The sequence below is a fragment of the Streptomyces sp. NPDC048424 genome, from assembly GCF_040651555.1.
GTDB lineage: Bacteria > Actinomycetota > Actinomycetes > Streptomycetales > Streptomycetaceae > Streptomyces.
Window position 1 is genome coordinate 22,414 of the sequence record NZ_JBEZKE010000022.1, and the last position, 12,719, is coordinate 35,132.

A 12,719-nucleotide genomic window follows, 5' to 3' on the forward strand; every position below is an offset into this window, starting at 1 on the left:
CTTCGACAGGGCCTAAGCCGTGGCGTGCCGGAGCTCGGCCGCCACGGCTTCGACGAAACGTTCCAGCCCTTGTGGGTTGAGCCGGAAGAACAGATTCGGCTCGATGAGTTCCAGCTCCATGACCACCGGTCGCCTGGCCTCGTCCAGGGCCAGGTCCACCCGGGCGAACATCAGGTCGCCCGGTGCCGGAACCGCGGCCAGCGCCTGGCGCGCCGTACTGATCTCCGCCTCGGAGGGCCGGTACGGGGCGGCCCCCGGGTGCGGCACCCGGAAGTTGTCCGTCACCCCGGCCTCGGTGAGCACCGGCTGCTTGCGGATGGCGTGGCTGAAGGTGCCGGAGATGAAGACCAGGGCGCGTTCCCCCTCTTCCACGAGCCGCAGGTAGGGCTGGACCATGGCGGTACGGCCCTGGTCCAGCAGCATCCGGGCGTGGCCCATGGCGTCCGCCTGCCGGCCTGGTTCGTACCGTGCGGTGTCGCGGGCGCCCGCGGAGACCGCGGGCTTGACCACCACTCCGTGGGTCCCCGTCGAAGTCCTCCTCGCCGTAGTGCCCGCCCGGTTCGATGAAGCGCGTCGGCACGACGGGGACCCCGCGCTCGGCGAGCTCCCGGAGATAGCGTTTGTCGCTGTTCCAGCGCACCAGCGGCGCCGGGTTCCACAGCCGGGTGACCCGGGCCGTCGCGTCGGCCCAGGACAGGAACTCCTCGAGCCGTCCCACGTAGTCCCAGGTCGAGCGGATGACGGCCAGGTCGAAGCCGTCCCACTCCCTCGGGTCCGCGTCCCAGGCCACGGCCTCCGCGGACAGGCCCGCGGCGCGCAGGGCCGTCAGGACCGTTGGGAGGTCCGGGTCCTGGTCGACGCCGGTCTCGCTGGTCACGATCGCGACCCTCGCAGCCCTCATGGCAGCACTCATGCGGCTCTCCCCTCGTCACGTGCCGGCGATCACTCTTCCACGCGCGGTCCTCCGGAGGGAGGGAACCCGGCCGGTGGCTGGTGCGTCGTACCGGGCAACGTCGTGCTCATGGCTGCGGGACGGGAATCGGGTCCGAAGGCGGATGGGCGGGGCGGCGTTGGTGGAGCAGGTCGACAGCGGTGTGCGCGGCGGCGTCCGGTGGCGCCGGGCGGGCGTCCGGTGGCGCGGTGGTGATCGGTCGCACGGTGGTGATCGCCAGCGCGATGGTGACCGGTGGCGCTGGGGCAGGGACGCGCGGGGCCGCTCGGCCTGGACGCGGGGGCGCGTGACGGCCTCGCTCGCCGTCCTGACCGCCGGGCTCCTGGTCTTCCACCGGACCGTGCCCAACGGCATCGGCCGCCTCGGCAGCCTGCTGGAGGCCTTCCTGCCCTGGCTGGGCCTGGCGGTCCCGGTCCTGCTCGTACCGGCCCTGGTGCGCCGCTCGGCCATCGCCCTGCTGGCCCTGCTGCTGCCCGCCGCCGCGTGGGCGGTCCACTTCGGCGGGCTGCTGCTCCCCTCCGACGGCGGCCCCCGCCACATCACGGCGGTCCAGCACAACGTCAGTGACGAGAACCCCGATCCCGCGGGCACGGCGGCCGCACTGCTGCGGACCGCGCCGGACCTCGTCGCCCTGGAGGAGCTGACGCCCGCCGCACTGCCGGTCTACGAGGCGGCCCTGGCGGCGGAGTTCCCCCACCACGCGGTCGAGGGCACGGTCGGACTCTGGTCGCGGCATCCGCTGACGGAGGTCCGGCGCCTGGACATCAAGCCGGCCGGGATCGGGGAGGGCTGGAGCCGTGGCCTGCGGGCCGGGGTGCGCACGCCGCAGGGTGAGATCGCCGTGTACGTCGCCCACCTGCCCTCGGTGCGCATCCGGTCGAGCGGTTTCAGCTCCGGCCTGCGGGACGAGAGCGCCGATCTGCTGGGTGCGGCCGTCGCCGCGGAGCGGCTGGACACGGTGATCCTGCTGGGTGACCTCAACGGCACGGTGGACGACCGCGGTCTCGCCCCGCTCACCACTCGGCTGCGGGCGCCCCGGCGCGGTATCGCCTTCAGCTGGCCCGCGGCTCTCCCGGTGTCGCGGATCGACCAGATCCTGGCCCGTTCGGCGACGGTGGCCGAGGTCCGGACGCTGCCCGCCACCGGCAGCGACCACCTGCCGGTCGCCGCCCGCATCACGCTCGGCGGTTCATAGCCGGATCACTATCTTCCCGCGGACGTGGCCCTCCCTCAGGTAGCGGATGGCATCGGGCACTTCGGCGAGCGGGTAGCTCCGGTCGACGACGGGGGTCACCGACCCGGCCTCGATGAGGTCGTTGAGCACCTGGAGGTCGCTGTGGTGGTGCTCCATGGCGACGACGGTGCGCAGGCGGTGGCCGACGAAGGGGGACAGCAGGAGCGCGCCGAGCTGCCGCTCGTTCCCGCCGATCCACCGGCCGCCTCCTTCCCCGCCGACGATGACGAGGGTCCCCCGCGGGGTGAGGGCGCGGCGCAGCCGGGAGACGGGCCGGTTGCCGGCGATGTCGAGGATGAGGTCGTAGTGCCGGCTGCCGTCGACGGGGTCGTGTTCGGTGTAGTCGATGACCTCGTCGGCGCCGATGGACCGGACCAGGTCCGCCTTGGCGGCGCTGCAGACTCCGGTGACGCGGGCGCCGAAGACCTTGGCCAGCTGCACGGCGTAGGTGCCGACCCCGCCCGACGCGCCGAGGACGAGGACGGACTGCCCGGCCTTCACCCGGCCGACGTCGCGCAGGGCCTTGAGCGCGGTACACGCGGAGACCGGTACGGCGGCGGCCTGTTCGAAGCCGAGGTCGCGCGGTTTCGGCGCGAGCGCGTCCTCCTTGGCGCAGGCGTACTCGGCGAACGAGCCGTCGCAGCTGCCGTACACCTCGTCGCCCGGCCGGAAGCGGGTGACGTCCGCGCCGACGGCCTCCACCCGCCCCGCGAGGTCCATGCCGCGGATGCGCACCTTGGGTGCCCGGAGGCCGAAGCCCATGGCGCGCAGTGCGTACGGCATGCCCGCCATCAGGTGCCAGACGCCCTGGTCCAGGCCGGCCGCGTGGACCCGTATGAGGACCTCGCCGCGGCCCGGCACCGGCCGGTCCGTCTCCTCGAGCCGCAGGACCGAGGGCGGTCCGTAAGTGTCCTGGACGGTCGCCTTCATGAGTGGTCTCCCTCTGCTCGGGTCACGGTCTCGGAATCGGAATCGGCCACGGCGTACTGGAACACCGCGTCCAGCGGTACGGCGAACACGCGGGCGATCTCGAAGGCCTTCTCCAGCGAGGGCGAGTAGCGGCCCTGCTCGATGGCGATCACGGTCTGGCGGGTCACGCCGATGCGGCGGGCGAGCTCGGCCTGCGTCATCTCGCCGTTGGCGAAGCGGAGCGCGCGGATGGTGTTGGTGACCTTCGTGGGCCTCACCACGGCTGGAAGCCGATCCGGTAGGCGGCGATCTTCGCCATGGATCCGAGGAGAGCCGACAGGACGAACGCCAGGTAGATGGCGTTGGCGATCCAGAACTGGTCCGCCTCGGCCATGGCCAGGACGAGTCCGACCACACCGCCGATCGCGACGAAGGACTGCCCGATGTGTTCACCGAAGTGGTGGATCTCCCTGTCGCGCTGGTCCTTGGTGTTGTCCCCCTCGGGAGCGAGCAGCGCCACGGTGATGTGCAGGGCGATCGACGCGACGATGGCCGCGCCGACGCTCCAGAGCAGTGCGGCGACGTACGGCACCTGGGCGAGCGGGGTGTCCCCGGACCTCCCCAGGACCACGGCCAGATACGCCCCGTAGGACACGACCGTCACCACGATCATGATCCACGCGCGTTTCTCCTCGACTGCCACGACCACTCCCCATGTAAAGAAAACCCGACATCTGGAGTGTCAAGCAAGCACAACATGATGTCAAGAATTCTGTACACATCCGGCCGCCGGACCCTTCGGCCGCTACTCGGTGCGGTGGTGCGGCCCCTGACTACGGCCGGCGCTACGGCGCGTCGAGGAGCTCGGGGCCGTTGTTGCGGACGTTGTTGACGGCGGTCGACACCGCGCGGACGTCCAGCCGGCCACCCGCCGGAGCGGCGAGGAGGGCGCGCAGCTCGTCCGCGTCCTGGTGGGACGGGTCGAGCCAGGCCTCGTAGTCGGCCGGGGCGAGGGCGAGCGGCATGCGCGGGTGCACGCGGCCGGCCGCGTCGGTGGCCTCGGTGGTGAGGATGGTGCAGGTCGCCCACCACGCCGCGGCATCGTCGTCGTCGGCGACGGCGGGGTCGCGCCAGAACTCGTACAGCCCGGCCATCGCCATCACCTCCCCGTCCTCGGGGCGGATGAAGTACGGCTGCTTGTAGGCCTTCGCGGTGCCGGAGGCGGGCACGGGCTCCCACTCGTAGAACCCGTCCGCCGGGAGCAGGCACCGGCGCTTGGCGAAGGCGCGCCGGTAGGCCGGCTTCTCGTGCACCGTCTCCACGCGCGCGTTGATCATCTTCGCGCCGCCCGTCACACTCTTGGACCACGACGGCACCAGCCCCCACCGCAGGGGGCGCAGCCGGCGTTCCAGCACTCCGGTCTCGCGGTCGGCGCGCTCGAGCACCGCCCACACCGCGTCGGTGGGGGCGACGTTCCAGCTCGGCTCCAGCAGGTGCCCGGGGTCCGGGGGCGTGGTCCCGAAGAGGCCGGACAGGTCCTCGGGGCTGCGGGTGGAGGCGTAACGGCCGCACATGTCGTCCACCCTGCCACCTGAGCCGGCTTTCCGGCCGGTACACGCCGCAGTGCGTACGGCGGGCGAACCCGGAACGCCGGCTTCCGCACCGACCGGGACCGGGGGGCGGCACCGGCTCTCCCCAGGTGACGGCCGGTTTGCGAAACGGCCGTGGCGGGCAGACGGACGCACACATCAGTCGCACGCATCGGACGACGGCAGGGTACGCACACACATGATCACTGTCGGGGTCGAGGAAGAGTATCTGCTGGTGGATCCGGAGACGGGTCTGCCGGTCCCCCACGGCGGCGCGGTGCGGGTCGCCGCCGGTCTCGATCCGGTGTCCGCGGGGGACCAGGTACAGGCCGAGCTCCTCCAGGCCCAGGTCGAGGTCGCCACGCCCGTCTGCACCGACCTGGGGGAGATCGGCGGCCACCTGCTGCGCCTGCGGCACGCCGTCGGCTCCGCCGCCGAGGCGAGCGGCTGCAAGGCGGCACTGTCGGGAACCGCGCCGGTCAAGGGGGTCGCTCCGGTGCCCGTCACCCCCGTCAGCCGCTACCTGGCGTTGCGCACCCACGCCGCTCGCCTCGTCGACGAACAGCTGATCACGGGCATGCACGTGCACGTCGGAATCCCGGACCGGGCGCTGGGCGTCGACGTGCTGAACCGGATCCGCGTATGGCTCCCCACGGTGCTCGCGATGTCGGCGAACTCCCCGCTGTGGGAGGGGCACGACACCGGCTTCGCGAGCTGGCGCACCGTCGTCTTCGGACGCTGGCCGGTGAGCGGCCCCACCCCCGTCTTCCGTGACGACGCCGACTACGACCTGCGTGCGGCCGAACTGGTGGAATCCGGCGTCATCGCGGACATCGGCCAGCTGTACTGGCAGGCGAGGCTGTCGGAGAAGTATCCGACCGTCGAGATCAGGTGCGCCGACGTGCAGCTGCGGGCCGACGACGCGGTGATGTTCGCGGGCATCGTGCGGGCGCTGGTCGCCACCGCCCTCCGCGACTCCGCGTGCGGGGTGCCCACGCCCCTGTGCTCACAGGAGATGCTGCAGGCCGCGACCTGGCAGGCCGCCCGGCACGGCGTGACGGGACCTCTGGTCGGACCGGACGGCGCCCGCCTGGAGGCCCGCGCGGCCGTGGCGCTGCTCGTGCGGCACATCCTGCCCGCGCTGGAGGAGGCCGGGGACGTCCGCGAGGTGACCTCCCTCGTCCACCGGATGCTGCGTGAGGGCACCGCGGCCGAACGGCAGCGCAAGGCGCTGCGCGAAGGCGGCCTGCCGGCACTGATCGACCTGATCACCACGCAGAGCACCGCTCCCTGAAGGGCGCGTCCCGCCGGGCCCGGAGCTGCCGGACCTGCTCTCGTCGTGCGCCATCGGGTGCGGGACCCGAGGATGGAACCAGTCCCCCCACCCCGCTGAAGGGAGTCTTCCTGTGCTGGAACGCGAGCGCCCTGACGAAGAGGCCGAGGTACGCCGCCGCCCCCGGAGCCCCGGCGCCGAGCCCCGGGACCGGGCGGTGTCCTCGTGGCCGCTGGCCGCGGGCGACTACTGGTTCGGCGGCGAGAGCGGGGACGGCCGCGGCGGCCCGGGCGCCGCAAGAGGCGCGTCGACACCCCGTTGATCTTCCCGCCGACGGGGAAGGGGCGGAATATGCCACAAGCCATCGCCCCCCTGCGCGCCCTCGTCCGCCGTCACCGGGAGCCCGCGGTCGTACAGACCGTGCGCTCGACCGCGGCCGCCGTCATCTCGTACGTCGTCGCGCTCCGGCTCAGCGACGAACCCGCGCCCTTGACGGCTCCGCTCACCGCGCTGCTCGTCGTGCAGGTCACCCTCTACTCCACGCTCACCACCGGTATCCGGCGGGTCAACTCGGTCGTGGCCGGGGTGCTGCTCGCGATCGGTTTCAGTGCGCTCGTGGGCCTGACCTGGTGGAGCCTCGGGCTGATCATCCTGGTCTCGCTCGCCATCGGGCCGCTGGTGAAGGCCGGGGAGTTCGTACCCGAGGTCGCGATCAGCGCGATGCTGGTGCTGGGCGTGACCAGCGTGACGGACACCGCCTGGGACCGGGTGCTGGAGACGCTGATCGGCGCGGCGGTCGGCCTGCTGTTCAACTTCCTGTTCGTACCCCCCGTGTGGATCGGGCCGGCGAGCGAGGCCATCACGGACCTCGCCCGGCGCATGCGCTCCCTCCTCGGTCACATCGGCGACCAGCTCGCCGAGCACACGCCGGTCGAGAAGGCCGCCGCCCACCTCCACGAGGCCCGTCGGCTCGACAACGACATCGCGCTGGTCGACGCGTCCCTGAGGCAGGCCGAGGACAGCCTGCGGCTCAATCCGCGGGTGCGGGAGGGGCTGCTGTTCCGCCTGGTGCTGCGCACCGGGCTGGACACCCTGGAGATCTGCGCGGTGGTGCTGCGGGTCTCCTGCCGGACCCTGACGGACCTCGCGAAGGCGCACTCGACGGGTCCGATCTTCCCACCGCCCATCGCCGGCGCCCTGCGCGACCTGTACGGGCACCTGGCCGTCGCCGTGGAGAGCTTCGCCGAGCTCATCACCGCGCAGGTCAGCGCGAACGCCGAACAGGCCGAGGAGAAGCTCACCCGGGAGCTGTCTACGGCCCGCGTCAGCCGGGACCAGCTCGCCGAGCTCCTCCAACAGGAGGCGGGTGCCCATCCGGGGGCGTGGCAGCTGTACGGGGCGCTGCTCGCCGAGGCGGACCGGGTGCTCGACGAACTGGGCGTGGACAAGCGCTCGGAGCGGCTCATCGAGGAACTGGACCGGCACTCCCGCATGCGGCGCGAGCGCTACCCCCGCCTGCACCGGCTGACCCGGTGGGTCTTCTCCCGCCCGGCCTGAACCCGCCCGGGTGGCACGTGCCCTGCCGGTGACCCGGCCGCCGTCCCCGCGCCCCGCACCCGTGCCACCCGTGCCGTGGACGGCGTTCAGGCCGCTCCTGCGGTCACCGCAGCCGGCGCAGGGCGGGGAGCAGCTCCGCCTTGGCCCAGTCGAGGAAGATCTCCTGGTGCCCGCCGCCGATCTGGACGAGGGCGACCTCGGTGAAGCCGGCTTCGGCGTAGGGGCGGACGGCCTCGACGAACTCCTCGACCTCGGATCCGCAGGGGATGGTCTTGGCGACGTCCTCCGGGCCGATGGTCTCGGCGGCCTGCGCGAAGGCGGCGGGCCCGCGCAGCTGGGCGTTGACCTGCCAGCCGCCGAGCGACCAGCGGAACTGCTCGTGGGCGCGGGCCACCGCGGCCTCCCGGTCCGGGTCGTAGCAGACCGCGACCTGGCCGACGCGGGGTTTGCCCGCTCCCCCGTGCCGGTCGAAGTCGTCCAGCAGCCGCTGCTCCGGCTCGATGGCGACGAGGAGGTCGGCCTGCCGGCCGGCGACCGCGCAGGACCGGGGGCCGGACACGGCGATCCCGATGTCCGGGGGCCGTTCGGGCAGGTCCCACAAGGTGGCGCGGTCGATGCGGAAGTGGGGCCCGTCGTGGTCGACGGTCTCGCCGGCGAGCAGCCTGCGGATGATGACGACGGCTTCCTCCAGCCGCTCCAGGCGCTCGCGCGGGGAGGGCCAGCCCACGCCGACGACGTGCTCGTTGAGGTTCTCGCCGGAGCCGAGGCCCAGCCTGAACCGTCCCTGGGACAGGAGTTGCATCGTCGCGGCCTTCTGGGCGACGACGGCCGGGTGGTACCGGTACGTCGGGCAGGTCACGAAGGTCATCAGGGGAATCCGCTCGGTCGCCTGCGCGGCGGCCCCCAGCACGCTCCACGCGTAGGGGGAATGGCCCTGCTCGTCGAGCCAGGGGAAGTAGTGGTCGGAGATGACGGAGAAGTCGAATCCGGCGGCCTCCGCGCCCACCACGTGCTCCACGAGCTCCCGGGGGCCGGCCTGCTCCGTCATCATGGTGTATCCGATGGCAACCATGTCCGGCGTCTGACCCGCACGCGGTCCTTCAAACCGGTTCGACGCGCGCGGTCCGGCCTCGACTCGGCTCAGCTCAGGTGGTAGACGGCGAAGGCGCGGTCGATCACCGGCATCGCGACGTTGCGGACCCGCACACCGCCCGCCGTCACTCCGTGTTCCGTACCCAGGTGGGCGTGGCCGTGCACGGCGAGGTCCGCGCCCGCCTCGTCCATCGCCTCGGCGAGCAGGTAGCTCCCGAGGAACGGGTAGATCTCCGGCGGCTCCCCGGCCAGGGTGTCCGGCACCGGGGAGAAGTGGGTGAGCGCGATCCGTACGTCGCAGCCCGCGTCCGTCACCTCGCGCAGCGCGCGGAACAGCCCCTGGGCGCACCTGCGGGTGTAGCCGATGAAGGACTTCATCTCGGGTTCCCCGAACTCGCTGCCGCTGCGCCCCGCGAAGCCGCCGCAGAACCCCTTCGTCCCCGCCACCCCCACCTTGACGCCGTCCAGGTCGAGGACCACGCCCTCGCCCTCCAGCACGCTCACCCCCGCCTCCACCAGGACCCGCGTCACCGTGTCCTGTTCGTCGCTCTGGTAGTCGTGGTTGCCGAGCACGGCCACGACCGGCACGGGCAGTTCGGCGACCTCGGCCGCGACCACACGGGCCTCGGCGGCCGTGCCGTGGCGGGTGAGGTCCCCCGCGAGCAGCAGGACGTCCGCGTGGCGGGGGAGCGTCTCGAAGGCCGGCCGCAGGAGTCCCTGGCTGTCCGGCCCGAGGTGGATGTCCCCGACGGCTGCCACGCGGATCACCTCAGCACCTCCGAGTGTTCCGGGGGGTCCGTGTGGCCCACGACGAGGTCGGTCAGCAGGGGGACGCCCGCCAGTTCGTCCTCCGCGATCTCCCGTACCGTCGCCCGGCATTCGGGCGTCCCGACGGTGCCGGACAGGACGACGGTGTGTCCCCGCAGGTCCACGCGGACGCCGAGTTCGGCGATGTCCGCCGCGGCGAGTCGTTGCCTCAGGTGCTCGATGCGGTACTCCACCGGCTCTTCCACGGGTCCTCCCGCCCTGGCCCGGACGGCTTCGCGCCGTCTCCTGCCGTCTCGCGTCCCACGCCGTCTGGCGCCGTCTCGCCGGTCAGCCTGACGCCGCGGTTTCCCGGCGTACGGCCCGTGCTCCGCCCTCGCGGGGATCCGGCGACGGCTCCGCCGCCGGCTCATCCTCATCGGCCGGCGGGGCATCGGTCAGGAGTCCGCTGCGCAGGTTCCGCAGGGTCCGGTTGAGCAGGCGCGACACGTGCATCTGCGAGATGCCGAGGAGCTCTCCGATCTCGGACTGCGTCAGCTCCTGGCCGAAGCGCAGGGAGAGGATCTCCCGGTCCCGCTCGGGCAGCCGCTCGATCAGCGGTTTGAGGGCCGCCAGGTCCTCGATCCGCTCGTAGGCGGGTTCCTCGCGGCCCAGTGCGCGCTGGGCGGTGCCGGGGTCGGCGTCCTCCTGTACGGACATGTCGAGGGAGCGGGAGGAGTAGGCCTGCGCGGCCTGCCGGCCCTCCGCCAGCTCGGCGTCGCTGATCCCGAGGTGCGCGGCCAGTTCGGCGTCGGTGGGGAGCCGGCCCATCTCCTGCTCCAGCTCGTCGGATGCCCTGGCCAGGCCCTGTCGGAGCTCCTGGAGGCGGCGGGGCACCTTCACGGCCCAGCTGGTGTCGCGGAAGAAGCGCTTGATCTCGCCGGTGATGGTGGGGAGGGCGAACGAGGTGAACTCCACCCCGCGCGTCACGTCGTACCGGTTGATGGCCTTGATCAGGCCCACGGTGCCGACCTGGACGATGTCCTCCATGGGTTCGCTGCGGCCGCGGAAGCGGCGGGCCGCGAACTTGACCAGGCTGAGATTGAGTTCGATGAGGGTGTTGCGGACGTACGAGTACTCCGCGGTCCCCTCCGCCAGGGTGTTCAGCCGCCGGAAGAGCACCACGGAGAGCGCGCGGGCGTCCGCCGTGCTGGCCTTCCGCGGCTCGGCCAGCGGATCGTCCGGGTCGCGCCACGCCGTGTACGAAGAGTGCGAGGAGTACGAGGTGCTGGACGTGTTCGGAGTCATGAGAAGGGGCCTCCGCCTCCGACGGGGAAGTCGGACCGTACAGTCCGCTTCACACCGATTTATACCCTTTACTCGGCTGCCGACTCGCCCACTCCCCCGGTTTTCGTCTCCGCATACCCCACTGCCGTACCCGTCACCGCGGTGGCAGCCGCGGCCCGGGCAGGCATGACGACCGGCGCAGCGGGCAGCAGCCGGGCAGGAGCAGGGCCTCGGGTTGGAGGTTCCCATGCAGGCGACGGCGGCCGGCCGGCAGACTCGTCGGCTGCTGCTGCGCGGCGGGACCGGGGCGGTCACTCGCTGCCGGGACTTCACCCGGAAGGCACTCGCGGACTGGCAGTGGATCCCCGCGTCGAAGGACCAGCAGGAGCAGGACGAAGACGAGCGGGAGCGGCTCCGGGAACGGGTGGAGGACGTCCTGCTCCTGGTCTCCGAGGTGGTCGCCAACGCCTGTCTGCACGCGGGCGGCCCGAGCGAGCTGGTGCTGAGTCATGCGGCCGAGGGGTTGCTCATCGAGGTCAGCGACCGCAGCCCCGAGCGGCCGGTGCTCCGCCCTCGTGGTGATCCCGCCCTCCCGGGCGGCCACGGCCTGATGGTGCTGGAGCGCCTGTCCCGCACCTGGGGGTGGCGGCCGGCCGGCACCGGGCGGACCGGGAAGACCGTATGGCTGGAGGTCCCCCCGCCCTGGCCGCCACCGCTCGGGGACGGTGACCACGGCCAGGACGACGAGGGTGACGAGAGCGACGAGAGTGGGTGAGCGGCGCCGTGCCGGTGTTCGTGGGCACCTCGGGGTGGCAGTACGCGGACTGGGCGGGGGTCCTGTACCCGGCGGGTGTTCCGCGACGGCTGTGGCTGGAGGAGTACGCCCGGCACTTCGGCACGGTCGAGAGCAACAACGCGTTCTACCGGCTGCCCGACCCCGCGACCTTCGCCGCGTGGCGGGAGCGCACGCCGCCCGGGTTCGTCATGGCGGTGAAGGCCAGCCGCTTCCTGACGCACATCAAGCGGCTGAGGGATCCCGAGGAGCCCGTCCGGCGCCTGATGGAGCACGGCGGTGCGCTCGGCGACCGGCTGGGGCCGGTGCTGCTGCAACTGCCGCCGACCCTGCGCGCGGACGCGGAAGTCCTGGACGCCTGTCTCGCCTGTTTCCCGCGCGGGACGCGCGTGGCCGTCGAGCCGCGGCACGACTCGTGGTGGACCTCCGAGGTGCGTTCCGTGCTGGTCGCGCACCGTGCCGCCCTGTGTTGGGCGGACCGCGGTTCACGGCCCGTCACCCCGCTGTGGCGGACGGCCGAATGGGGTTACGTACGCTTCCACGAGGGCCGCGCCCGCCCCTTCCCCCGGTACGGCAGGACCGCGCTGACGTCCTGGGCCGGGCGGATCGCGGACACGTGGCCGCCGGACGCCGATGTCTTCGCCTATTTCAACAACGACGCGGGCGGTGCGGCCGTCGTGGACGCCCTGGCCTTCGGCCGGCTGGTGGCGGCGCGGTGATCCGCCCGCCGGGTGGTTTGCGGACGTACGGGGCCGGGCAGACGACGGCTGCCGCCCCGTGGTCACGAACCCGGGGCGGACCAGTTTCCCCGCGAACGGCACGAACGGCGCGAAGGCGCACCGGCGCACGGACGCCGGTCACACGGTCACACGGTCACACGGTCACACCAGGACGAGCGTGACCTCGATGGTCTTGCCGCCACCGGGGAGGAGGGCCACGGAGACCCGGCGTGCCAGGAGATGGACCAGCTCCCATCCGAAGCCGCCCTCCGACATGGCGCCGTGGTCCGCGGCGGTGCGGGGAGCCTCACTGCTGGCGTCGCTGACGCTGATCGTGAGGGTGCGGCCGTCCGTCTCGGCGGTGAAGCCGGTGAGGCCGCCTCCGTGCCGGAAGGCGTTGGTGACCAGTTCCGACGTGACGAGCAGGGCGTCGGCGATGACGGCGTCGCCCGGCCCCGATCCGCCGGGCGCGGGGGCGAGCAGCCCGGCCACGAGCACGCGCGCCTCGCAGGCGTCCACGGTGTGTCCGGGCCGGCTCTGCCGGAGCGGATGGTCGCCGGTGGTCACACC

General features: G+C 72.7%; 15 protein-coding genes. 5 read left to right on the plus strand and 10 right to left on the minus strand.

Translation table 11 applies throughout. The features are described 5' to 3' along the window. Positions 1-12: 12 nt before the first annotated feature. The gene (locus AB0D29_RS27070) at positions 13-513 is read right to left on the minus strand and encodes a hypothetical protein (protein ID WP_362857772.1); all 501 of its coding nucleotides are present in this window, start codon (positions 511-513) and stop codon (positions 13-15) included. Positions 514-1,238: 725 nt separating this feature from the next. Between AB0D29_RS27070 and AB0D29_RS27075 the strand changes: the two genes are divergently transcribed. Continuing rightward, positions 1,239-2,147, plus strand: a complete 909-nt coding sequence (locus tag AB0D29_RS27075) for an endonuclease/exonuclease/phosphatase family protein (RefSeq protein ID WP_362857773.1) — start codon at positions 1,239-1,241, stop codon at positions 2,145-2,147. On the opposite strand, the gene AB0D29_RS27080 is transcribed toward AB0D29_RS27075, so the two are convergent. The 4 genes from AB0D29_RS27080 to AB0D29_RS27095 form a co-directional block, all read right to left on the minus strand. Then, positions 2,142-3,116 (minus strand): NAD(P)-dependent alcohol dehydrogenase, encoded by a 975-nt coding sequence (locus tag AB0D29_RS27080; RefSeq protein WP_362857775.1) that lies wholly within the window; start codon positions 3,114-3,116, stop codon positions 2,142-2,144. The genes AB0D29_RS27075 and AB0D29_RS27080 overlap by 6 nt on opposite strands. Further along, entirely contained in the window at positions 3,113-3,346 is a 234-nt protein-coding gene (locus tag AB0D29_RS27085) for a helix-turn-helix transcriptional regulator (RefSeq protein WP_362857905.1), read from the minus strand. The genes AB0D29_RS27080 and AB0D29_RS27085 overlap by 4 nt, the downstream gene beginning before the upstream one ends. A 23-nt stretch (positions 3,347-3,369) precedes the next feature. Continuing rightward, the gene (locus AB0D29_RS27090) at positions 3,370-3,798 is read right to left on the minus strand and encodes a hypothetical protein (protein ID WP_362857777.1); all 429 of its coding nucleotides are present in this window, start codon (positions 3,796-3,798) and stop codon (positions 3,370-3,372) included. Positions 3,799-3,940: 142 nt separating this feature from the next. Further along, a complete protein-coding gene (locus AB0D29_RS27095) occupies positions 3,941-4,669 on the minus strand; it encodes an SOS response-associated peptidase (RefSeq protein WP_362857779.1) in 729 nt (242 codons plus the stop codon). Between the two features lie 214 nt (positions 4,670-4,883). Here AB0D29_RS27095 and AB0D29_RS27100 point away from each other — a divergent pair, with 214 nt between their 5' ends. Continuing rightward, the gene (locus AB0D29_RS27100) at positions 4,884-5,978 is read left to right on the plus strand and encodes a glutamate--cysteine ligase (protein WP_362857781.1); all 1,095 of its coding nucleotides are present in this window, start codon (positions 4,884-4,886) and stop codon (positions 5,976-5,978) included. Between the two features lie 330 nt (positions 5,979-6,308). Further along, positions 6,309-7,514: an FUSC family protein gene (locus tag AB0D29_RS27105; RefSeq protein ID WP_362857782.1), complete on the plus strand. Its 1,206-nt coding sequence runs from the start codon at positions 6,309-6,311 to the stop codon at positions 7,512-7,514. A 103-nt stretch (positions 7,515-7,617) separates the two neighbouring features. On the opposite strand, the gene AB0D29_RS27110 is transcribed toward AB0D29_RS27105, so the two are convergent. The 4 genes from AB0D29_RS27110 to AB0D29_RS27125 all read right to left on the minus strand — a co-directional run bounded on the left by AB0D29_RS27110 (position 7,618) and on the right by AB0D29_RS27125 (position 10,658). Further along, positions 7,618-8,586 carry a TIGR03557 family F420-dependent LLM class oxidoreductase gene (locus tag AB0D29_RS27110; protein WP_362857784.1) on the minus strand — a complete coding sequence of 323 codons (969 nt, stop codon included), beginning with the start codon at positions 8,584-8,586 and terminating at the stop codon, positions 7,618-7,620. A 68-nt stretch (positions 8,587-8,654) separates the two neighbouring features. Further along, on the minus strand, positions 8,655-9,374 hold the full coding sequence (locus AB0D29_RS27115) for a metallophosphoesterase (RefSeq protein ID WP_362857786.1): 720 nt from the start codon (positions 9,372-9,374) through the stop codon (positions 8,655-8,657). Beyond that, entirely contained in the window at positions 9,371-9,619 is a 249-nt protein-coding gene (locus AB0D29_RS27120; RefSeq protein WP_362857788.1) for a BON domain-containing protein, read from the minus strand. Before AB0D29_RS27120 ends, AB0D29_RS27115 begins: the two co-directional genes overlap by 4 nt. A gap of 82 nt (positions 9,620-9,701) precedes the next feature. Further along, positions 9,702-10,658 carry a SigB/SigF/SigG family RNA polymerase sigma factor gene (locus AB0D29_RS27125; RefSeq protein WP_362857790.1) on the minus strand — a complete coding sequence of 319 codons (957 nt, stop codon included), beginning with the start codon at positions 10,656-10,658 and terminating at the stop codon, positions 9,702-9,704. Positions 10,659-10,884: 226 nt separating this feature from the next. Here AB0D29_RS27125 and AB0D29_RS27130 point away from each other — a divergent pair, with 226 nt between their 5' ends. Together AB0D29_RS27130 and AB0D29_RS27135 are read left to right on the plus strand one after the other, a co-directional pair. Further along, the gene (locus AB0D29_RS27130; protein WP_362857791.1) at positions 10,885-11,412 is read left to right on the plus strand and encodes an ATP-binding protein; all 528 of its coding nucleotides are present in this window, start codon (positions 10,885-10,887) and stop codon (positions 11,410-11,412) included. Positions 11,413-11,420: 8 nt separating this feature from the next. After that, complete coding sequence (locus AB0D29_RS27135) at positions 11,421-12,149, plus strand: DUF72 domain-containing protein (RefSeq protein WP_362857907.1); 729 nt, start codon at positions 11,421-11,423, stop codon at positions 12,147-12,149. A gap of 162 nt (positions 12,150-12,311) precedes the next feature. Here AB0D29_RS27135 and AB0D29_RS27140 read toward each other — a convergent pair whose 3' ends face one another. After that, entirely contained in the window at positions 12,312-12,716 is a 405-nt protein-coding gene (locus tag AB0D29_RS27140) for an ATP-binding protein (RefSeq protein ID WP_362857793.1), read from the minus strand. Between the last annotated feature and the right edge of the window lie 3 nt (positions 12,717-12,719).